Annotated in this window: 24 protein-coding genes; 23 read left to right on the plus strand and 1 reads right to left on the minus strand. The window is 68.8% G+C overall.

Annotated elements, in window-relative coordinates:
- The first annotated feature begins 144 nt into the window (after window positions 1-144).
- The 20 genes from BLV57_RS36250 to BLV57_RS36345 all read left to right on the plus strand — a co-directional run bounded on the left by BLV57_RS36250 (window position 145) and on the right by BLV57_RS36345 (window position 16,069).
- On the plus strand, window positions 145-516 hold the full coding sequence (locus BLV57_RS36250) for a hypothetical protein (RefSeq protein WP_091297375.1): 372 nt from the start codon (window positions 145-147) through the stop codon (window positions 514-516).
- Window positions 517-552: 36 nt separating this feature from the next.
- Complete coding sequence (gene ku / locus BLV57_RS36255) at window positions 553-1,380, plus strand: non-homologous end joining protein Ku (protein WP_091297377.1); 828 nt, start codon at window positions 553-555, stop codon at window positions 1,378-1,380.
- On the plus strand, window positions 1,377-1,643 hold the full coding sequence (locus tag BLV57_RS36260) for a hypothetical protein (protein ID WP_091297380.1): 267 nt from the start codon (window positions 1,377-1,379) through the stop codon (window positions 1,641-1,643). Before ku ends, BLV57_RS36260 begins: the two co-directional genes overlap by 4 nt.
- A 204-nt stretch (window positions 1,644-1,847) precedes the next feature.
- Complete coding sequence (ffh, locus tag BLV57_RS36265; RefSeq protein ID WP_091297382.1) at window positions 1,848-3,368, plus strand: signal recognition particle protein; 1,521 nt, start codon at window positions 1,848-1,850, stop codon at window positions 3,366-3,368.
- A complete protein-coding gene (locus BLV57_RS36270; RefSeq protein WP_091297383.1) occupies window positions 3,365-4,435 on the plus strand; it encodes an amidohydrolase family protein in 1,071 nt (356 codons plus the stop codon). The genes ffh and BLV57_RS36270 overlap by 4 nt, the downstream gene beginning before the upstream one ends.
- A gap of 40 nt (window positions 4,436-4,475) precedes the next feature.
- Window positions 4,476-5,210 (plus strand): CPBP family intramembrane glutamic endopeptidase, encoded by a 735-nt coding sequence (locus BLV57_RS36275; RefSeq protein ID WP_091297386.1) that lies wholly within the window; start codon window positions 4,476-4,478, stop codon window positions 5,208-5,210.
- Between the two features lie 57 nt (window positions 5,211-5,267).
- Entirely contained in the window at window positions 5,268-6,029 is a 762-nt protein-coding gene (locus BLV57_RS36280) for a CPBP family intramembrane glutamic endopeptidase (RefSeq protein ID WP_091297388.1), read from the plus strand.
- 168 nt (window positions 6,030-6,197) lie between these two features.
- Complete coding sequence (rpsP, locus tag BLV57_RS36285; RefSeq protein ID WP_091297391.1) at window positions 6,198-6,632, plus strand: 30S ribosomal protein S16; 435 nt, start codon at window positions 6,198-6,200, stop codon at window positions 6,630-6,632.
- Window positions 6,629-6,868: an RNA-binding protein gene (locus BLV57_RS36290; RefSeq protein WP_003103110.1), complete on the plus strand. Its 240-nt coding sequence runs from the start codon at window positions 6,629-6,631 to the stop codon at window positions 6,866-6,868. Before rpsP ends, BLV57_RS36290 begins: the two co-directional genes overlap by 4 nt.
- 21 nt (window positions 6,869-6,889) lie before the next feature.
- Complete coding sequence (gene rimM, locus BLV57_RS36295; protein WP_091297394.1) at window positions 6,890-7,399, plus strand: ribosome maturation factor RimM; 510 nt, start codon at window positions 6,890-6,892, stop codon at window positions 7,397-7,399.
- On the plus strand, window positions 7,400-8,146 hold the full coding sequence (trmD, locus tag BLV57_RS36300; protein ID WP_091297397.1) for a tRNA (guanosine(37)-N1)-methyltransferase TrmD: 747 nt from the start codon (window positions 7,400-7,402) through the stop codon (window positions 8,144-8,146). It abuts the gene before it with no gap.
- Between the two features lie 154 nt (window positions 8,147-8,300).
- A complete protein-coding gene (gene rplS / locus BLV57_RS36305) occupies window positions 8,301-8,669 on the plus strand; it encodes a 50S ribosomal protein L19 (RefSeq protein WP_091297399.1) in 369 nt (122 codons plus the stop codon).
- A 31-nt stretch (window positions 8,670-8,700) separates the two neighbouring features.
- A complete protein-coding gene (gene lepB / locus BLV57_RS36310) occupies window positions 8,701-9,624 on the plus strand; it encodes a signal peptidase I (protein WP_091297401.1) in 924 nt (307 codons plus the stop codon).
- A gap of 58 nt (window positions 9,625-9,682) precedes the next feature.
- Entirely contained in the window at window positions 9,683-10,462 is a 780-nt protein-coding gene (locus BLV57_RS36315) for a ribonuclease HII (RefSeq protein WP_091297405.1), read from the plus strand.
- Complete coding sequence (locus BLV57_RS36320; RefSeq protein WP_091297407.1) at window positions 10,459-10,782, plus strand: DUF2469 domain-containing protein; 324 nt, start codon at window positions 10,459-10,461, stop codon at window positions 10,780-10,782. Before BLV57_RS36315 ends, BLV57_RS36320 begins: the two co-directional genes overlap by 4 nt.
- A gap of 158 nt (window positions 10,783-10,940) precedes the next feature.
- The gene (locus BLV57_RS36325; RefSeq protein WP_091297410.1) at window positions 10,941-11,315 is read left to right on the plus strand and encodes a YraN family protein; all 375 of its coding nucleotides are present in this window, start codon (window positions 10,941-10,943) and stop codon (window positions 11,313-11,315) included.
- A 1-nt stretch (window position 11,316) separates the two neighbouring features.
- Window positions 11,317-12,828, plus strand: coding sequence for a YifB family Mg chelatase-like AAA ATPase (locus BLV57_RS36330; RefSeq protein WP_091297413.1), 1,512 nt, complete (start codon window positions 11,317-11,319; stop codon window positions 12,826-12,828).
- A complete protein-coding gene (dprA, locus tag BLV57_RS36335) occupies window positions 12,825-13,958 on the plus strand; it encodes a DNA-processing protein DprA (protein ID WP_091297416.1) in 1,134 nt (377 codons plus the stop codon). The genes BLV57_RS36330 and dprA overlap by 4 nt, the downstream gene beginning before the upstream one ends.
- Before the next feature lie 172 nt (window positions 13,959-14,130).
- Window positions 14,131-15,093: a tyrosine recombinase XerC gene (locus BLV57_RS36340; RefSeq protein WP_091297418.1), complete on the plus strand. Its 963-nt coding sequence runs from the start codon at window positions 14,131-14,133 to the stop codon at window positions 15,091-15,093.
- Entirely contained in the window at window positions 15,065-16,069 is a 1,005-nt protein-coding gene (locus BLV57_RS36345; RefSeq protein ID WP_176968961.1) for a FliA/WhiG family RNA polymerase sigma factor, read from the plus strand. Before BLV57_RS36340 ends, BLV57_RS36345 begins: the two co-directional genes overlap by 29 nt.
- Window positions 16,070-16,237: 168 nt before the next feature.
- On the opposite strand, the gene BLV57_RS36350 is transcribed toward BLV57_RS36345, so the two are convergent.
- The gene (locus tag BLV57_RS36350) at window positions 16,238-16,717 is read right to left on the minus strand and encodes a M23 family metallopeptidase (protein ID WP_091297420.1); all 480 of its coding nucleotides are present in this window, start codon (window positions 16,715-16,717) and stop codon (window positions 16,238-16,240) included.
- A 388-nt stretch (window positions 16,718-17,105) separates the two neighbouring features.
- Between BLV57_RS36350 and rpsB the strand changes: the two genes are divergently transcribed.
- The 3 genes from rpsB (at window position 17,106) to pyrH (ending at window position 19,709) form a co-directional block, all read left to right on the plus strand.
- Window positions 17,106-17,963, plus strand: coding sequence for a 30S ribosomal protein S2 (gene rpsB, locus BLV57_RS36355; protein WP_091297422.1), 858 nt, complete (start codon window positions 17,106-17,108; stop codon window positions 17,961-17,963).
- A 96-nt stretch (window positions 17,964-18,059) separates the two neighbouring features.
- Entirely contained in the window at window positions 18,060-18,875 is an 816-nt protein-coding gene (gene tsf, locus BLV57_RS36360; RefSeq protein ID WP_091297425.1) for a translation elongation factor Ts, read from the plus strand.
- Between the two features lie 102 nt (window positions 18,876-18,977).
- On the plus strand, window positions 18,978-19,709 hold the full coding sequence (gene pyrH / locus BLV57_RS36365; protein ID WP_091297428.1) for a UMP kinase: 732 nt from the start codon (window positions 18,978-18,980) through the stop codon (window positions 19,707-19,709).
- Window positions 19,710-19,746 lie beyond the last annotated feature (37 nt).

Here is a 19,746-nt window from a genome sequence, read left to right on the forward strand (position 1 = left end):
GTGCTGCCGTTTCATGGCGGTTTGAGGCGGCTGGCATTCGGTCGTGCGTACCGAGGACTGCTCGGAGTGTCGCCGCGACTTGAGGTACGGGCGCTGGCAAGATGTGCCTGCACTTGTCGGCTAGACGTCAGGGCGGTGATCCGGATGGTGCGCGCAAGCGAGCCCGTCCTGCCGTCCACCGTAGTAGCCACGCACCTCGCCGCCAGCGCCGCTGAGCTGGCTAAATGCGCCGAGTCGCCCCAAGACTTCGGCAACCCCGAGGACGTCGCCAAGGTCATCATCCAGGTCCTCGAAGCCCAGCGAGCCATCTCCAGGGCCCTCGGCGGACTCGCCGTCCGCATGGACGCCGCCAAGACGACCGCACTCTCCGAAGCCCCGGCCGTCGAGGTCGAAGTCCTCGCCGAAGTCCTCCGAGCAGCCGCGGAAGCCGTCCACTATTCGGGTGAAGCCCTGGCCGAAGCCGGTCCGTCCTTCGAAAGCGTGATCTCGAGCGTCTCGTCCAACACCCGTTTGTAGCAGCCCAGATTCGAACACCTGAGCTAAACTGGGTTCATGCGAGCGGTGTGGAGGGGAACGATCGGGTACGGGGCATTCGCCATCCCCGTCAAGGTCTATGGCGCCACCGAGGAGAACAGCATCCCGCTCAACCAGGTCCACAAGACCGACGGCGGCCGGATCAAGTTCCGCAAAGTGTGCGAGCTCGACAACGAAGAGGTCCCGCTCGAGGACATCGCCAAGGGCTACCAGGTCCCCGGCGGTGACGTCGTCATGCTCACCGAGGATGACTTCGCGAGCCTCCCGCTCCCGAACGCCGAGACCATCGAGATCCACTCGTTCGTGCCGCTCGACCAGATCGACCCGATCTACTTCACCAAGAGCTACTACCTCGAACCCGAGCCGCAGGGCACCAAGCCCTACGTCCTGCTGGTCGAGGCGCTCAAGGAGTCCGGCAAGGTCGGCATCGTCAGGGTCGCGCTCCGCCAGAAGGAGACACTCGGCGCGCTCCGGGTCTACGACCAGACGCTGCTGCTCGACACCATGCTCTGGCCCGACGAGATCCGCACCCCCGACTTCCCGTTCCAGTACGAGGACATCACCGTCACCCGCGGCGAGGTCAGGGCCGCGGTCGCGCTCATCGACGAGCTCGCCAGCGACTTCGAGCCGCGCGACTACGCCGACAGCTATCGCGAAGCCCTCGAGACGTTGATCCAGGCCAAGATCGAGGGCAGCGACCTGCTTCAGCCGACCGAGGGCGTCCAGGAAGCGGGCGTCGACGCACTGCTCGCCTCGCTCCGCAACAGCCTCCTAGCCGCTGATAAGGCCAAAGCGGCCGCGCAGGCTGCGAAGCGTGCGAACGAGAGGACTCCGCAGGGCCGATGATCGGGGAAGAGGACTACGCACGACTCCTCGAAGAAGCCTGCGGGCTGGACGACGTCGAGGCCAAGCTCGCGATGCTGCGCGCCAACGGCTTTTCGCAGGTCGACTGCATCCGCGCGCTGAGCGAGGGATCCACGCTGGCCGAAGCCAAACGAGTGGTGCATCTCAGCGAGACATGGGCCGATAGGCGCGACGCCAGCGAGCAGCTCCACGAGAACCTGAGTAGATCTACCCACGGCAATCCAGGGGACATCACGCTCCCGTAACGCCGCCGCCCAGTACAAGATCGAACCCATCGCAAGGCGGGATCGCCCGGTACTGGGGGTCTGGCGAACTCCCCGGCGATTGGCCTTCGAGGGGCGGGCCATCCGTAAGGGTTCCGAGGTCGCGCGTGGGGAGTGTGCGGCCTCGGAACCCGGATACGACTACCCTCGGGGCTAAGCACCGACGACTCAGCTGGAGCAGACCCCGTGTTCGACACCCTCTCCGATCGGCTCACTTCTGCGCTGCAGACACTGACGCGCAAGGGCAAGCTGTCCGACGCGGACATCGACGCGACCGCGCGTGAGATCCGGATCGCGCTGCTCGAAGCCGATGTCGCGCTCGCCGTGGTGAAGGAATTCATCGCGAAGGTCAAGGAGCGGGCGAAGGGCGCTGAGGTCTCCGCGGCGCTCAACCCGGCTCAGCAGGTCATCAAGATCGTCAACGAGGAGCTCGTCACCATCCTCGGTGGCGAGACGCGACGGCTGAACCTTGCCAAGAACCCGCCGACCGTCATCATGCTCGCCGGTCTCCAGGGTGCTGGTAAGACGACGCTCGCCGGCAAGCTGGCCATGCACCTTAAGAAGCAGGGACACGCTCCTCTGCTCGTAGCGTGTGACCTCCAGCGTCCTAACGCCGTCACGCAGCTGCAGGTCGTCGGTGAGCGCGCGGGCGTCACGACGTTTGCCCCGGAGCCTGGCAACGGCGTAGGCGACCCTGTCGATGTAGCGCGCCGGGCGATCGAAGAGGCCAAGCACGCTCAGCACGACATCGTGCTCGTCGACACCGCCGGCCGTCTCGGCGTCGACGAAGAGCTTATGAAGCAGGCCGCGGACATCCGCGATGCCGTCACGCCGGACGAGATCCTGTTCGTCGTCGACGCGATGATCGGTCAGGACGCGGTCAACACCGCCGAAGCCTTCCGAGACGGTGTCGGCTTCACAGGCGTTGTGCTGACCAAGCTCGACGGTGACGCTCGCGGTGGTGCCGCGCTCTCCGTCCGGCAGGTCACCGGGCAGCCGATTCTCTTCGCCTCGAACGGCGAGAAGCTCGAAGACTTCGACGTCTTCCACCCCGACCGGATGGCCAGCCGGATCCTCGGCATGGGTGACGTCCTCTCGCTGATCGAGCAGGCCGAGCAGGCGTTCGACCAGGACCAGGCACAGAAGGCCGCCGAGAAGCTGACCAGCGGCCAGCTGACGCTCGAGGACTTCCTGGAGCAGATGCTCGCGGTCCGCAAGATGGGGCCGATCGGGAACCTGCTCGGCATGCTGCCCGGCGCCGGCCAGATGAAGGACCAGCTCGCGCAGGTCGACGACAAGCACCTCGACCGCCTCCAGGCGATCATCCGGGGCATGACGCCTGCCGAGCGGGCCGACCCGAAGATCATCAACGGGTCGCGGCGGCTGCGGATCGCGAATGGCTCCGGTGTGGCCGTGCGCGAGGTGAACGACCTGGTCAACCGGTTCTACGAGGCGCGCAAGATGATGGCGCAGATGGCGGGCCGGTTCGGGTTCGGCGGTGGTGGCGGGAGCAAGAGCCGCAAGGGCAAGAAGGGTAAGAAGGGCGGGCGCGGCCCCACCCAGCCCAAGATGCGCGGCGGCTTCCCCGGCGGCATGCCGATGCTGCCGCCCGGCGGTGGGATGCCCGACCTGGGCTCGCTCGGTGGCGGGATGAACGATGTGCCGGGCTTCGACCCGTCGAAGTTCAAGCTGCCGCCGCAGAAATGACCGCACTGCACCTGCGCGGGGTCGTGCTGCCGGACGACGAGCGGCGCGACCTGTGGATCACCGATGGCCGCATCACCAGCGAACCGGTTCCGGGCGCGGAGACCATCGAGGGTTTCCTCGTCCCGGGCCTGGTCGACGCGCATTGCCACCCCGGGCTCAGCGCGACCGGCGCCACCTCGCTCGAGGAGGCGGCCGAGCAGGCCAAGACCGACCGCGACGCGGGCACGCTGCTGATCCGCGACTGCGGTCTTCCGCTCGACGTCCGGCCGTTGCAGGCGCGCGGCGATCTGCCGCGGATCATTCGCGCGGGCCAGCATCTCGCGCTGGTCAAGCGGTACATCCCCGGCTTCGGGATCGAGCTCGACGATCCCGAGCAGCTGCCCGCGGCCGTCGCCGAGCAGGCCAAGAACAGCGACGGCTGGGTCAAGCTCGTCGGTGACTGGATCGACCGGAGCGTGGGCGACCTCGCGCCGTTGTGGCCGGACGATGTCCTCGCCGAGGCCATCGAGGTCGCCCATGACGCCGGCGCCAAGGTCACCGCGCACGTGTTCGGCGAGCACGCGCTCGACGGCCTGCTCAACGCCGGGATCGACTGCCTCGAGCACGGCACGGGCCTGTCCGCCGACCAGCTCGACGGCATGGCGAAGAACAACGTCGCGCTCGTGCCGACGCTGATCAACATCGACAACTTCCCCGGCATCGCCGACAAGGCCACGCGCTTCCCGACCTATGCCGACCACATGCGCGCGCTGCACGCCGGCGTCGGGGAGATGGTCGCCGGCGCCGTCGAGGCGGGCGTCTCCGTCTACGCGGGGAGCGACGCGGGCGGGATGGTCGCGCACGGCCGTCTCGTCGACGAGATCGAGGCGCTGCACCGCGCGGGCATGACCACCGAGCAGGCGCTGGGTTCGGCTTCCTGGGCCGCTCGCGAGTGGCTCGGCTATCAGGGCATCGTCGACGGCGCCCACGCCGACCTGCTGGTCTACGCCACGGATCCGCGCGAAGACCTCGGCGTTCTCCGGCATCCCACGCACATCATCCTGCGTGGCGTCGTATGTGGCACCTGACGCAGCGCGCCACGGCCTGGTGACCTAGCGTAGGAGTGTGGTGGACCGAGAGCCAGATCAGGACGTCCGTGCCGGACTCGTGCTCGGCGCCCACTGGGGCTTTCTCGCCTTCTTCATCGGCATCGGCGGCTACCACCTCGCCAACCTGCTGATCGCGGTCTTCTTCTCCGGTCACTTCGGCGGCTTCGACCAGCTCGAACTCCACGATGTCGGCCCGCTGCTGCTGGTCGCGTTCGTGCCGAACCTGCTGCTGGGCCTGGGACCGCTGATCGGGTCCAAGCTCTGGGGACTCGGCCTGCGCGTCGACTTCGGGACGATCGGCCTGCGTGACATCAAGGTCGGCCTGGCCTGCGGCGGGTTCGCGCTGCTGGCCGGATACCTGGCCAACCTGGTGCTGATCGCGGTCTACGGAACCGAGCGAGCCTCCGAGAATCCGCTTACCGACTTCTCAAGCGAGCTGGGCGGATCCAGGCTCTGGCTGGTGCTGGCCGCCCTGATCGTCGTGCTGGCCGCGCCGCTCACCGAAGAGCTGCTCGTGCGCGGCGCGCTCTGGTCGGCGCTCGACCGCTACAAGATCCCGCAATGGGTGACGCTGGTGCTGACCGCGATCGTCTTCGCGCATCTGCACGGTGAGCCGACGCGCACGATCGCCTTGTTCGCCCAAGGCATCATGATCGGCCTCGCCAGGTACTTCACCGGAAACGCCGGCGCGGCCGTCGTCGCGCACGCCGCCAACAACCTGCCGCCCGCGCTTTTGCTGCTCGGCGGTAACTGACCGGACACGCACAGCGGCGCTAGGCTCACCATCAACCCAGACCACGGAGGATCGGCTGTGACAGCTCAAGAGCCGGCTTCCTCCGTCTTGGACGAGGATCCGCCGAGACCGCCTCGCTGGGGATTCGGCGCCTTCCTGCTCGTCGAGGCGGTGCTGCTCGCGTCGGCCGCGTTCGTCGGCGTGCTGCTCGGCGACAGGCCGTCCGGCCAGCCGATCCCTGTCCGCGACGTGCTCATCGGCACGGCGGCCCCGACCATGACGGCCGCGGCGGTGGCGTTGCTGATCACCAGGCTCAGGGGCAACGGCCCGGTCGCCGACCTGCGCCTGGCCTGGCGCTGGGCCGACGTCCGCACCGGGCTCAAGTTCGGGGTGCTCGGACTGGTACTGACGTCGATCGGCGCCTACGTGTGGACCCAGCTCGTCGGCGACCGGAACGCGACCTCCGCCATCAGCGCGCTGGTCGGGGACCAGAAGATGTCCGTCTCGGCCGCGGTCGCGATGTTCCTCTACCTCTGGCTGCTCGGCCCGATCTGCGAGGAGGTCATCTACCGCGGCCTGCTCTGGGGCGCGGTCGAACGGCTGCACTGGAGCAACGAGCGCGTCGGCAGGACGGCGGCCTTCGTGCTCTCGACCGCGGTGTTCGCGGCCAGCCACCTCGAACCGCTGCGGACCACGCTGCTGATCGTGATCTCCATCCCGATCGGCCTCGCGCGGCTGGTCACCGGGCGCCTGCTCGGCAGCGTCGTCGCGCACCAGATGAACAACTTCCTCCCGGCGCTCGCGATCTTGCTGACCTCGCTCGGCATCGCCACGATCTAGCCTGCCGCGCAGGTCGCTGAGGCCATCTGGCAGAATGTTCCCTTGCTTGCCTCGGCCGGACCCTCTCACCGCGCCGGAGCTCCTGACATTTGGTGCCCAAATCCGTATCCCCACACGGACCGCTGGGCGTCGACCTTGCAGCGAGAGAACTGAGGAGTACCCACACCCGTGGCCGTCAAGATCAAGCTTCAGCGCCTTGGCAAGATCCGTGCGCCGTACTACCGGATCATCGTCGCCGACGCGCGCACCCGTCGTGATGGCAAGGCCATCGAGACGATCGGCAAGTACCACCCGAAGGAGGAGCCCTCCTTCATCGAGGTCGACACCGAGCGGGCGCAGCACTGGCTGAAGGTCGGCGCGCAGCCCACCGAGCCGGTCCAGCGCATCCTCGAGATCACCGGTGACTGGCAGAAGTTCAAGGGCCTCCCGGGCGCCGAGGGCACGCTGAAGGTCGCGGAGCCGAAGCCGTCCAAGCAGGACCTCTTCAACGCCGCGCTCGCCGCCGCCGGTGACACCGCTTCGAACGAGGCCACCACGCCGAAGTCGAAGAAGGCCCCCAAGAAGACCGAGGACAAGGCCGAGGGAGAGAAGGCCGAAGCGTGAGCTTCCTCGCCGACTCACTCGAACACCTCGTTCGCGGCATCGTCGACAACCCGGACGAGGTGAGGGTCGAACTGCTGACCACTCGCCGCGGCCGGACCCTCGAGGTGCACGTGCACCCCGACGATCTCGGCAAGGTGATCGGTCGCGGTGGTCGTACCGCGACCGCCCTGCGCACGGTCATGGGCGGCATCGGTGGCCGCGGCGTCCGCGTGGACGTCGTCGACACCGACCGCTGACGCAGAACAGGGCAGAACACAGTGCAGGTCGTAGTGGGCAGGGTCGCGAAGGCGCACGGCATCAACGGTGAACTCGCCGTCGACGTGCACACCGACTCTCCCGATCAGCGCTTCGCCGTCGGCAAGGCCATGACGACGAAGCTGCGTGACGGCTCACACCGTGAACTCACCGTGGCAGCCGCCCGCTCACACAGCGGGCGGCTGCTCGTGCGTTTCACGGAGGTCGTGACCAGGGACGTGGCGGAGACCCTGCGGGGCGCGCTGCTGCTCGCGGACACGGCGGACCTCGCGCCGACGGATGACCCGGACGAGTTCTACGACCACGAGCTCGAAGGCCTCCGCGCTGAGCTCGTGGACGGCACCGTGGTCGGCAAGGTGATCGAGGTCCTGCACTCGGCGGCGGGCGAGCTGCTTTCGCTCGACCGCGACGGCCGGACGGTGCTCGTGCCGTTCGTGCGCGCGATCGTGCCGACCGTCGACATCGCCGGTGGCCGGGTCGTCCTGGACCCGCCGGAAGGACTGCTGGACTAAGTGCGCATCGACGTCGTCACGATCTTCCCCGAGTACCTCGACCCGCTGAGGGCCGCGCTGCTGGGCAGGGCGATCGAACGCGGGCTCATCGAGATCGGCGTGCGCGACCTGCGTGACTGGACGCAGGACGTGCACCGCGCCGTCGACGACGCGCCCTACGGCGGTGGCCCCGGCATGGTCATGAAGCCGCAGATCTGGGGCCCCGCGCTCGACGAGGTCTGCGGTGACAAGACCAGGCTCGTCGTGCCGACGCCGGCGGGCCGCCCGTTCACCCAGGCGATGGCGCACGAGTTCGCCGCGGAGGAGCACCTGGTGTTCGCCTGCGGCCGCTACGAGGGCATCGACCAGCGGGTGATCGACGACGCCGCGCGCCGGATGCCGGTCGACGAGGTGTCGATCGGCGACTACGTGCTGGTCGGCGGCGAGGCCGCGGTGCTGGTGATGGTCGAGGCCGTCGTCCGGCTGCTGCCCGGGGTGCTCGGCAACAAGCTCTCCGCCGAGCAGGACTCGTTCTCCGACGGCCTGCTCGAAGGACCCAGTTACACCCGCCCGGAAGTCTGGCGTGAGCTGGCCGTTCCGGACGTCCTGCGCTCGGGGAACCACGCGCTGGTCGACCGCTGGCGCCGTGATCAGGCGCTGGAGCGGACCGCCCGGCGACGCCCCGAGCTCATCGACCGGCTGCCCGAGGGTAGTCTCGACAAACACGATCTCCGGCTTCTCGAGAGTCTTCGCGAGGCCTCGGAGTAGGCCCCATGCAGGGGTCGGGTAGCTATCTGTAATACTTGACCGGTTGGCGTGAGCAGGCCTTCCGCCGACCACAGCCCCCGGGTTCGAGCGCAGTTCAATCCGCGCGCGCCCGGAAGTACGCAAGCCACACTGAAATGACGAGGACGGACCACCGATGAACACCCTGGACGCACTGGACGCGCACTCGCTGCGTTCCGACATCCCGGACTTTCGCCCCGGCGACACGCTGAAGGTTCACGTCCGCGTCATCGAGGGCAACCGTGAGCGGAACCAGATCTTCCAGGGCGTCGTGATCCGCCGCCAGAACGGTGGCATCCGCGAGACCTTCACCGTGCGTAAGGTCTCGTTCGGTGTCGGCGTGGAGCGCACCTTCCCGGTACACTCGCCGAACATCGCCCAGATCGAGGTGCACAAGCGCGGCGACGTGCGTCGCGCCAAGCTGTACTACCTCCGCGACCTGCGCGGCAAGGCGGCCAAGATCAAGGAGCGCCGCGAAAACCGCGAGACGACCTCCGCTTCCTAAGCCTTTACGCGGAGAACGGTAGCCTGGCGACGTGGTAGAACCCGTGCCCCAGAATGCCGCTGAAGACGATGCCGAGCGTCCGGAAGAGGAGCCTTCCTCTTCCGGACGCCGCTCTTCTCACCGGCGTGGCAAATCCAGCAAGAAGCGCTCGTTCTGGAAAGAACTGCCGATCCTGATCGTCGTCGCGCTCGTGCTGACGATCCTGATCCAGCAGTTCCTCGCCAAGGTCTTCATGATCCCCTCGGGGTCGATGGAGTCCACGTTGCACGGGTGCACCGGCTGCTTCGGCGACCGGGTGCTGGTGGACCGGGTCGTCTACGACTTCACGGACCCGAGCCCCGGCGACGTGATCGTCTTCAAGGGCCCGGAATCGTGGAACAACACGGAGATCGTGTCCCAGGAGTCGGGCAACATCATCGTCAAGGGCCTGCGCGGGCTCGGTTCGCTGATCGGTTTCGCGCCCCCGGACGAGCGTGACTTCGTCAAGCGCGTGATCGCCGTCGGCGGCCAGACCGTCCAGTGCTGCGACGCCCGCAACCGGGTGATCGTGGACGGCAAGGCACTCGACGAGCCGTACATCCACTGGGAAGACCCGGGCCAGCAGACCCAGGCGTCCTTCGAGCCGGTCAAGGTTCCCGAAGGCAGGCTCTGGGTGATGGGCGACAACCGCAACGCCTCCGGTGACTCGCGTTACCAGGGCGGTGGCGGTCCGAACGCGACCATCCCGCTCGACAACGTGATCGGCAAGGCCCGGATCATCGTGCTCCCGCCGTCCCGCTGGGGTGGCGTGACCGACCACAACCCGCAGGAAGCCGCGCAGCCCGCGGCTTTGTCCGCGCCCGCGTGGCAGCAGGGCATCCCGCTGGGCGTCGGCACGGCCGCGGCCTTCCCGGTGGTGTTCTTCGGGCGCCGCCTGTCCGCGGGCCTGCGAAAGTCGGTCAAGCGAAAGCGTTAGAGCGTTGACACTGTGTGTTTCCCGGGAGCCGTCAGCCCCTCTGCGACCGCCACGCGCGGTGGTCAGGGGCGACGGCTTCTGGGGTCTTCAGGCCGCTCTCGACCGGCGTGACCTCGGTCCCGTCGCCGGTGTCGACGAGGCGGGGCGCGGCGCGTGCGCCGGGCCGCTCGTGGTCGCCGCCTGCGTGCTCCGCCCCGGTGACGCCGCCCGGCTGCCGGAGCTCACCGATTCCAAGCTGCTCACCGCGCTCGCCCGCGACCGGGTCTACGACCGCGTGCTGGCCAGGGCGGTGGACTACTCGATCGTGGTGATCGGCGCCGACGAGGTCGACGCGCTGGGCATCCACGTGACGAACATCGAGGGCATGCGCCGCGCGGTCCAGGGCCTGCGCCAGACGCCCGGGTATGTGCTCACCGACGGGTTCCGGGTGCCGGGCCTGCCCGCGCCGAGCGTGCCGGTGACCAAGGGCGACAGGGCGGTGGCCTGCATCGCGGCCGCGTCCGTGCTCGCGAAGGTGACCAGGGACCGGATCATGGCGGGGCTGCACGAGGAGCACCCGCATTACGGCTTCGACGTGCACAAGGGCTACAGCACCGCCGAGCACACGGCCGCGCTCGCGAAGCACGGCCCGAGCAAGGTGCACCGGTGGTCGTACACCAACGTGGCCACGGTGGCGGCCGCTTTGGGTCATACTCCTCCGCATCAGGTGATGTTGACCGTTGCGGCATTGGAGTCAGTCTCAAAGGAGATGGGTGCGGCGGTGAGTGCCACCGATACCTCGGTAGGCAAGAATGAACGCTTCGCCGTTGAATCCCGAGGAGGGGCGCAGACTTCATGAGCGCAGAGGATCTCGAGAAGTACGAGACCGAGATGGAGCTGTCGCTGTACCGCGAGTACCGCGACATCGTCAGCCAGTTCTCGTACGTGGTGGAGACCGAAAGGCGCTTCTACCTGGCCAATGCCGTCGACGTGCAGGTGCGCGACGGCGGTGGCGAGGTCTATTTCGAGGTGCGGATGTCGGACGCCTGGGTATGGGACATGTACCGCCCTGCCCGCTTCGTGAAGCATGTCCGGGTCATCACATTCAAGGACGTGAACGTCGAGGAGCTCGATAAGCCTGACCTGCGGCTTCCCGAGGACGGGCCGTTCTCGGGCTGACCTAGCACAGACCCCCGACACTTTCGGCTCGGCGCGGCCTCCGGCGGCCGAGTTGTCCACATCGCCCCACTTATCCACAGATCCGGGAAACGGATCTGGTGTGCCGTCCTGTCGCCCTGGCAGCGTTGATCGCGTACCCACCGTGATCGCTGAAGGGGATGACGATGACGAACACACTGACACGGCGCCAGCGACTGGGCAGGTTCGGCGAAGACCTGGCCGTGCGGCATCTGGAGAACGCCGGTTTCGTCGTGCTCGAACGGAACTGGCGCAGCCGGTCCGGCGAGCTGGACATCGTGGCGACCGATCGCACGATGCTGCTGGTCTGCGAGGTGAAGACCAGAGCGGGCGCGAGTACCGGGCCGCCCGAGGCGGCGGTGACCGAGGAGAAGGCGTACCGCATCCGGCGGCTCGCCCATGAATGGCTCACCGAGCACCGGATGGACTGGACCCCGATCCGGTTCGACGTGATCGCCGTGCACGCGCCACCGGGCAGGCAGCCGCGCCTCAAGCACATCGAGGGGGCGTTTTGAGATGCCCATCGCGAAGGCGTGGTCCGTCGCCCTGCTCGGTATCGAGGGCCGGATCGTCGAAATCGAAGCCGATATCGGTGGCGGGATGCCGGGCATCAAGCTCGTCGGCCTGCCGGACGCCGGGTTGCGCGAGGCCAAGGACCGGGTCCGCTCGGCCGTCCGCAACTCGAAGCAGTCGTGGCCGGATGGCAAGGTCACGCTCGGGTTGTCGCCCGCGAACCTGCCGAAGGTGGGTTCGGGCTATGACCTCGGGATAGCCGCCGCGGTGCTGGCCGCGTCCGGGGTGGTCCCGTCGACGAGGCTGGTCCGCAGCGTCCTGCTCGGGGAGTTGGCGCTCGACGGCCGGGTCCGGCCGGTGCGTGGCGTGCTGCCGGGGCTGCTGGCGGCTCGGGCAGCCGGGATGAAGCGCGCGGTGGTTCCGGTGGAATCGCTGATCGAGGCAGCACTCGTCGACGGTCTCGAGATCTTGGGCGCGGCGCGGCTGCGTGACCTCGTGGCGTGGCTCAGGGACGAGAACGACCTGGTCGAGCCTCCGCCGCCGGCGCCGCCCGAGCCCGCCGAGGTGCCGGATCTGGCGGACGTGATCGGCCAGCCCGAAGCACGCTGGGCGCTCGAGGTCGCGGCCGCGGGCGGCCACCACCTGCTGATGACCGGCCCGCCTGGCGTCGGCAAGACCATGCTGGCCAAGCGCCTGCCTGGATTGCTGCCGCCGCTGACACACGAGGAATCGCTCGAAGTCACGGCCGTGCATTCGATCGACGGTTCGCTGGCCACGGGGTCGCCTTTGGTGACGGTGCCGCCGTTCGTCGCGCCGCACCATTCGATTTCGGTCGCCGCCCTGATCGGCGGTGGCAGCGGACTGGCGGTTCCCGGCGCCATCAGCAGGGCACATCGCGGAATCCTGCTGTTGGACGAAGTCTGCGAATTCCCTTCGGATCGGCTCGAATCACTGCGCACCATTCTGGAAGACGGCGAGGTGCGTATCGGGCGGATTCGCGGTGTGGTCCGGTATCCGGCGCGGTTCCAACTGGTGCTCGCGACCAATCCCTGTCCTTGTGCGCCACCGAAGGAAACGGATTGTTCGTGCTCGGCGACGGCCAGGCGCCGGTATTTGAGCCGGTTGTCGGGCCCGTTGCTCGATCGCGTCGATCTCCGGACCAAGCTGCGGCCGATGACGGCGATGAGCGCTCACGACCTGGGCGAGACGGAGTCGACGACGGTGGTCCGCACCAGGGTCATCGAGGCGCGGCAGCGGGCAGCGGCGCGGTGGGCCGAGCATGGCTGGCAATCGAACGCGGAGGTGCCTGGCCCGGTGCTCCGGCGGGAATTCTCCTTACCCGCCAAGGCGACGGCGTTGCTCGACCGTGGTCTGGACCGAGGTCTGCTCACCGCTCGTGGTGCGGACCGCTGCCTGCGGATCGCGTGGACGCTCGCCGACCTGGCGGGTGCGGCGCGGCCCGACGAGGACGAGGTGGCCGCCGCGCTGGACTTCCGTGAGAGGCAGGCGGCATGAGCGTCTTGGACGATCAGCGGCTCGCCAGGGCGTATCTGGTGCGTGTCGCGGAGCCGCCAGCCACCGAGCTCGTGTCGTTCGTCGGTGAACTCGGTCCGGTCGACGCGGCCGACCGGGTTCGCGCCAGGGACTGCCCGGAGAAGGTCTGGCAGGAGACCTCGGCTCGCGCGGGCTATGACTTGGCCGAGCAGGATCTCGCGGAGGCCGAGCGCCTCGGCGCCAGGCTCGTGATCCCGGAAGACGACGAGTGGCCGTCCTGGCCGCTGCACTCGTTGACGCTGGCGCAAGGCAACGGCATCCGTGAGGCGGTGCCGCCGCTCGCGTTGTGGGTGCGCGGTCAGCGTCCGCTCGACGAGGCCGCGGACAACGCGATCGCCATCGTCGGCGCGCGGGCGGCCACGGGCTACGGCGAACACGTCGCCTCGGAGCTCGGATTCGGCCTGGCTTCGGCGGGTTTCCCGATCTTCTCGGGCGCCGCGTACGGCATCGACGGCGCCGCGCACCGGGGCGCGCTCGCCTCGGAGGGCTTCACGGTCGCCGTGCTGGGGTGTGCGCTGGACGCGGGCTATCCGGCGGGTCATGAGGGCTTGCTCAACCGCATCGCCGAAAGCGGTGTGGTGATCAGTGAGTACCCCATGGGCACGTCGCCCGCGAAGCATCGCTTCCTGGTCCGCAACCGTCTGATCGCAGCCTTGACCGAAGGCACGATCGTGGTCGAAGCCGGGCAGCGCAGCGGCGCGCGGAACACGGCGGCCACCGCGGGCGCGCTCGGCAAGGTGGTGATGGCGGTGCCGGGCCCGATCACCTCGGCGATGTCGGTCGGCTGCCATGACCTGATCCGGGAGGCCCACGCCAGCCTGGTCACGTCGGTCCAGGACGTGGCGGGCGCGGTCGGCAAGCTCGCGGCCGGCGAACAGCCGAGAGCGAGCCCGCGGCGCCGGACGGACAGGCTGGGTCCCGAAGCCCTGCGCGTCCACGAGGCATTGGCCCCGCGCCGCGCCAAGTCCGTCCAGCACATCGCGGCCGAGTCGGGCGTTCCGGTGTCCCGTGTCCGCGCTTTGCTGCCCGCGCTCGAAATCGACGGCTTCGCCGAGCACGGCGAAGCGGGTTGGAGGCGGCTTGATTCCTGAGTGAGCCCCGCTGCCAGGGCTTTCGGCGTCTTCGCCGGCGCCGGCGAAGACGCGAGGCCTGGAAGGGTGGTCGCCCGCCGGTGGCCGAACTCGCGGCGAGTGATGGATTTCGGGGCGGCGGCCTGGGCGCGCCCCCTTGACCGCACGCGGCCGATCGCGCAGCGTCAACGTCATGCCCAGTTCGAGTACGCAGCGCGTCGATCTTCGGCGGGTCCGCGCGGGGTTGCCCGAGGCGGCCGGCGAGCTCGTCGGTGAGTACGAGCGGCACCTCCGGCTGGAACGGGGGCTGTCCGAGCACACCGTGCGCGCGTACGTCGGGGATGTCGTCTCGCTACTGGGCTTCGTGTATCGCGACGAGTCGGCCGAGCTCAGCGCGCTCGATGTCGGCGTGCTGCGCGCGTGGCTGGCCGGGCAGCGGGCCGGGGGCGCCAGCCGGACCACGCTCGCGCGGCGGGCCGCGGCGGTGCGGACGTTCACCACGTGGGCGCAGCGGCGCGGCGCGCTGGCGACGGACCCCGGCGCCCGGCTGGTCGCGCCGAGGGCGCACCGGAAGTTGCCGGGGGTGCTCCGGCCCGAGCAGGCCGACGAGCTGATGCGGGCGTCCGCGACAGGCGCCGCTGAGCGGGATCCGGTCGCGCTGCGTGACCACGCGGTCCTCGAGCTGCTCTACGCGACCGGAGTGCGGGTTTCGGAGCTGTGCGGGCTCGACGTCGGCGACGTCGATTTCGGGCGGCGGATGATTCGCGTGCTCGGCAAGGGTGACAAGGAGCGGATGGTGCCGTTCGGGGCGCCCGCTGACAGCGCGGTCCGGGAATGGCTCGACGCGGGACGCGCCGCGCTCGCCGCGCCGGGTGGCACTGCTCTGTTCGTGGGAATCCGGGGGAGGCGGATGGATCAGCGTTCGGTGCGCCGCCTGGTCCACGACGCCGTGGGATCGGTGCCTGGGGCTGCGGATATGGGGCCACACGGACTACGCCATTCGGCGGCAACGCACCTCTTGGAGGGCGGAGCCGACCTTCGCAGCGTTCAGGAACTGCTTGGTCACGCTACGCTTGCCTCGACGCAGCTCTACACTCACGTGACCGTCGAGCGGCTGAAGGCGATCCATGACCGAGCACACCCCCGGGCCCGCTGATGCCGGGGACCGTCCGGCCGGTCACGGGGGCAGAGAACAGGCACAGGCGCGAGAGAACTCGTACGAGGCCGGAGAAAGAACTGAGCCAGATGCCAGTGAGAGCGGTCCGGTGACCGCCGACCCGCAGCTGAGCGAAACCGTCGAACACGGCCAGCCGTGTTCGGACGGTGATGACGTGGTACCCGGCCAAGCACGCGAGAAGACCGCGGGCTACGACGTCGACTCCGGTATCCAGGCGCTCTGGAAGCAGTTCTCCGACGCTCCCGAGCAGGTGCTGCGGGACCGGCTCGTCCTGCACTACGCGCCGCTGGTCAAGTACGTCGCCGGCCGGGTCGGCACCGGGCTGCCCACCCACGTCGACGTCGGTGACCTGGTCCAATCCGGCATCTTCGGCCTGGTCGACGCGATCGAGAAATTCGAGCCCGCCCGCGGCCTGCGCTTCGAGACCTACGCGATGCAGCGCATCCGCGGCGCCATCCTCGACGACCTGCGTTCCCAGGACTGGGTACCCCGCGTCGTGCGCAGCCGCGCCCGCGAGGCCGAGCGCGCGCTCGAACGCCTCGGCGCCCGCCTCCACCGCACCCCGACCGACGCCGAGCTCGCCGCCGAACTCGACATCACCCTCGACGAGCTCCGCGACCTCTACGGCCAGCTCCAGCTCACCAGCGTCGTCGCGCTCGAAGACCTGGTCGCCGCGGGCAAGGAAAGCGGCTCGCTCGTCGACACCCTCCCCGACGACGACGCCGTCGACCCGGTCGCCGTCCTCGTCGACCAGGACAACCGCCGCCAGCTCGCCGACGCCATCTCCCAGCTCACCGAGCGCGACCGCATCGTCGTCAGCCTCTACTACTTCGAGAGCCTCACCCTCGCCGAAATCGGCAAGGTCCTCGGCGTCACCGAGTCCCGCGTGAGCCAGCTCCACACCCGAGCCGTCATGCGCCTGCGCGCCAAACTCGTCGAGCAATCCGGCGTCTAGCCACCCCGCCCGCCGACTCCTCAGGCCCGCTGTGTCGTCCATCCAGGTACGCGTGTCGTCCGGCTGTGTACGCGTGGCGGCCATCCGTGTACGCGTGTCGGCCAGTCGGGCACCTCGTGCCTCACGCTCGGGCATCTCTGTCGACCGCGTGGGAATGGGCGGGGCGGGTCAGGGGGATTCGGGGTCTTCCCAGGGCTTGAGGCGGAGCTGGGTGCGCGGGACGGGGACCAGGGTGAGCGGATCCAGGTAGTCCTCGCCGCGGCGGACGCCCCAGTGCAGGCATGCCTCGACGGGACATCCCGGGTGGCCGGGGGTCACCGTTCCAAGCACCTGCCCGCCGTGGACCTGGTCGCCCGCGGCCACGGCCGGGAGCACTGGCTCGTACGTCGTGCGCAGGCCGCCGTCGTGGTCGACGGACACCACCCCGCGCCCGGCCAGTGAACCCGAGAACACGACCACGCCCGGACCGGCCGCCAGCACCTCCTGGCCGGGTGAGGCCGCGAGGTCGACGCCGCGGTGGCCCGCGCTGTAGGTGTCGGCGGGGGCTTCGAAAGGCCTGGTCACCGTCGGGACGGGGGAGAGCGGCCAGTCGAAACGGGGCTGGAAGAGCGCCGCGAACGCCGCCAGCGCGAGCAGGAATCGGTCCATCTCCCCAGGCTCGCCTCCGGCCGCGCGCTGTGGGGGTGACCAGGCGTGATCTGTGGATGAACGGGGCGGGTGTGGACAACTCACCACTGCTCGTGCTGCCGGTGGGAACAGTGCCCGCGTGACGGAGTAGACTGTTTCCCGCAGTCCATGTGAGTGGACTGACTTCGCGTGCTCGTGCGCATTCTGGCCGCTTTTGTTTCATCTCCTTGAGGTGAGCGGCGGCCGGAAGATACGAGGCCCGGCGGTTCCGGTGGTGCTCCGACCAGCGGATTCGGGTTCTCGCTCAAGCACCAGGGCTGTCGGCCACCCGGCCGGCGGCGGCAAACCGAACCAGCTTGCCGGAGCGGACGCCCGGCGGGCACTACACAGAAGAGGTGCGATTCCGGCTATGGCCGTCGTCACCATGAAGCAGCTGCTCGACAGCGGCGTGCACTTCGGGCACCAGACCCGTCGGTGGAACCCGAAGATGAAGCGCTACATCTTCACCGAGCGCAATGGCATCTACATCATCGACCTGCAGCAGACGCTGACCTACATCGACCGTGCGTACGAGTTCATCAAGGAGACCGTCGCGCACGGCGGCACCATCATGTTCGTCGGCACCAAGAAGCAGGCCCAGGAGGCCATCGCGGCCGAGGCTTCGCGCGTGGGCATGCCCTACGTGAACCAGCGCTGGCTCGGCGGCATGCTGACCAACTTCCAGACGGTGCACAAGCGTCTTCTCCGCCTGAAGGAGCTCGAGTCGCAGGAGCAGACCGGCGGCTTCGTCGGCCTGACCAAGCGCGAGATCCTCACGCTCACCCGTGAGAAGGACAAGCTCGAGAAGACCCTCGGCGGTATCCGCGACATGGCCAAGGTGCCTTCGATCGTGTGGATCGTCGACACCAAGAAGGAGCACATCGCCGTCGGCGAGGCTCGCAAGCTGAACATCCCGGTCGTCGCGATCCTCGACACCAACTGCGACCCGGACGAGGTCGACTACCCGATTCCGGGTAACGACGACGCGATCCGCTCGGCCGCGCTGCTGACCAAGGTCGTGGCCGAGGCCGCCGCCGCCGGTCTGCTGCAGCGCTCCAGCCGCAACGGTTCCGCCGACGCGGGCACCGACAAGCCGGAGCCGGGCGTCGCCTCCGACGAGCCGCTGGCCGAGTGGGAGAAGGAGCTGCTCGCCGGTTCCGACACCACCGAGGCCGCTGCCGCCGAGGCCACCGAGGTGCCGGCCGAGAACGCCACCGCCTCTTCCTGACGCGCTGCTCCCGCGCGGCCCGAGTTCGCTCGGGCCGCGCGGGCTCTCATTCTTCCCCCGAACCACACGCCCTGAAAAAGGACGGGATTTAGCACCATGGCGAACTACACCGCCGCAGATGTGAAGCGCCTGCGCGAGCTCACCGGCGCCGGCATGATGAACTGCAAGAAGGCGCTCGACGAGAACGACGGCGACTTCGACAAGGCCGTCGAGTTCCTGCGCATCAAGGGTGCCAAGGACGTCGGCAAGCGCGCCGAGCGCGCCACCTCCGAGGGCCTCGTCGCCGGCCAGGACGGTGTCCTGATCGAGCTCGACTCCGAGACCGACTTCGTCGCGAAGAACGCCGACTTCCAGGAGCTGGCCGCGAAGATCGTCGAGGTCGCGAAGACCGTCAAGACCGACGACGTCGAGAAGCTGAAGGCCGCCGAGCTCGACGGCAAGTCCGTCGACGCCGCCGTCCAGGAGCTCGCCGCCCGTATCGGCGAGAAGCTGGAGCTGCGCCGCGTCGTGTCCTTCGAGGGCACCACCGCCACCTACCTGCACCGCCGTGGCGCCGACCTGCCCCCGGCCGTCGGCGTGCTGGTCGAGTTCACCGGTGACGACGCCGACGCCGCCCGCGGCGCCGCGATGCAGGTCGCCGCGCTCAAGGCCAAGTACCTGACCCGCGAAGAGGTCCCGGCCGAGGTCGTCGAGAACGAGCGTCGTGTCGCCGAGGCGACCGCCCGCGAAGAGGGCAAGCCCGAGCAGGCACTGCCCAAGATCATCGAGGGTAAGGTCAACGCGTACTACAAGGACAACGTGCTGCTCGAGCAGCCGTCGGTCAAGGACAACAAGAAGACCGTGAAGGCGCTGCTGGACGAGGCGGGTGTGACCATCACCCGGTTCGCGCGCTTCGAGGTCGGCCAGGCCTGAACCGGCTAGTTCTCGCAGGTTGTGCCCCGTCTCCGCCCGTGCCGGGGACGGGGCACAGTCGGGTCCAGACGAATTACAGCGGTCTAGGGAGCGAAACCGAAGATGAGTGACCGGGTCAACGGCGGCTATCGGCGAGTACTGCTGAAGCTCGGCGGTGAGATGTTCGGCGGCGGTGCCATCGGGGTCGACCCCGATGTCGTGCACTCGGTCGCCCGGCAGATCGCCGAGGTCGCGCGGACCGGGGTGCAGATCGCCGTCGTCATCGGCGGTGGCAACTACTTCCGCGGCGCCGAGCTCTCCGAGCGCGGCATGGACCGTGACCGCGCCGACTACATGGCGATGCTGGGCACCGTGATGAACTGCCTCGCGCTGCAGGACTTCCTCGAGAAGGAGGGCCTGCCCACCCGCGTACAGAGCGCGATCACCATGGGCCAGGTCGCCGAGGCCTACATCCCGCGGCGCGCCGAGCGGCACCTGGAGAAGGGCCGCGTGGTCATCTTCGCCGCCGGTGTCGGCATGCCGTACTTCTCCACCGACACCGCCGCCGCGCAGCGCGCGCTCGAGATCGGCTGTGAGGCCGTGCTGATGGCCAAGGCCGTCGACGGCGTGTTCACCGCCGACCCGAAGAGCGACCCCAGCGCGGAGATGTTCCACGAGATCACGCACCGCGAGGTGCTGGAGCGGGACCTCAAGGTCGCGGACGCCACCGCGTTCACCCTCTGCATGGACAACAACATGCCGATCATCGTGTTCAACCTCCTCACCGAGGGGAACATCGCCCGCGCGGTGAGTGGTGAAAGAATCGGCACTCTGGTCAGTACCCCCGGAGACTGAGGTACCGGCCGGTGTCAGCACAGCGTCACACCATTGG

Origin of the sequence: Amycolatopsis xylanica (assembly GCF_900107045.1) — a bacterium.
In the GTDB taxonomy this organism is placed as follows: Bacteria; Actinomycetota; Actinomycetes; order Mycobacteriales; family Pseudonocardiaceae; genus Amycolatopsis; species Amycolatopsis xylanica.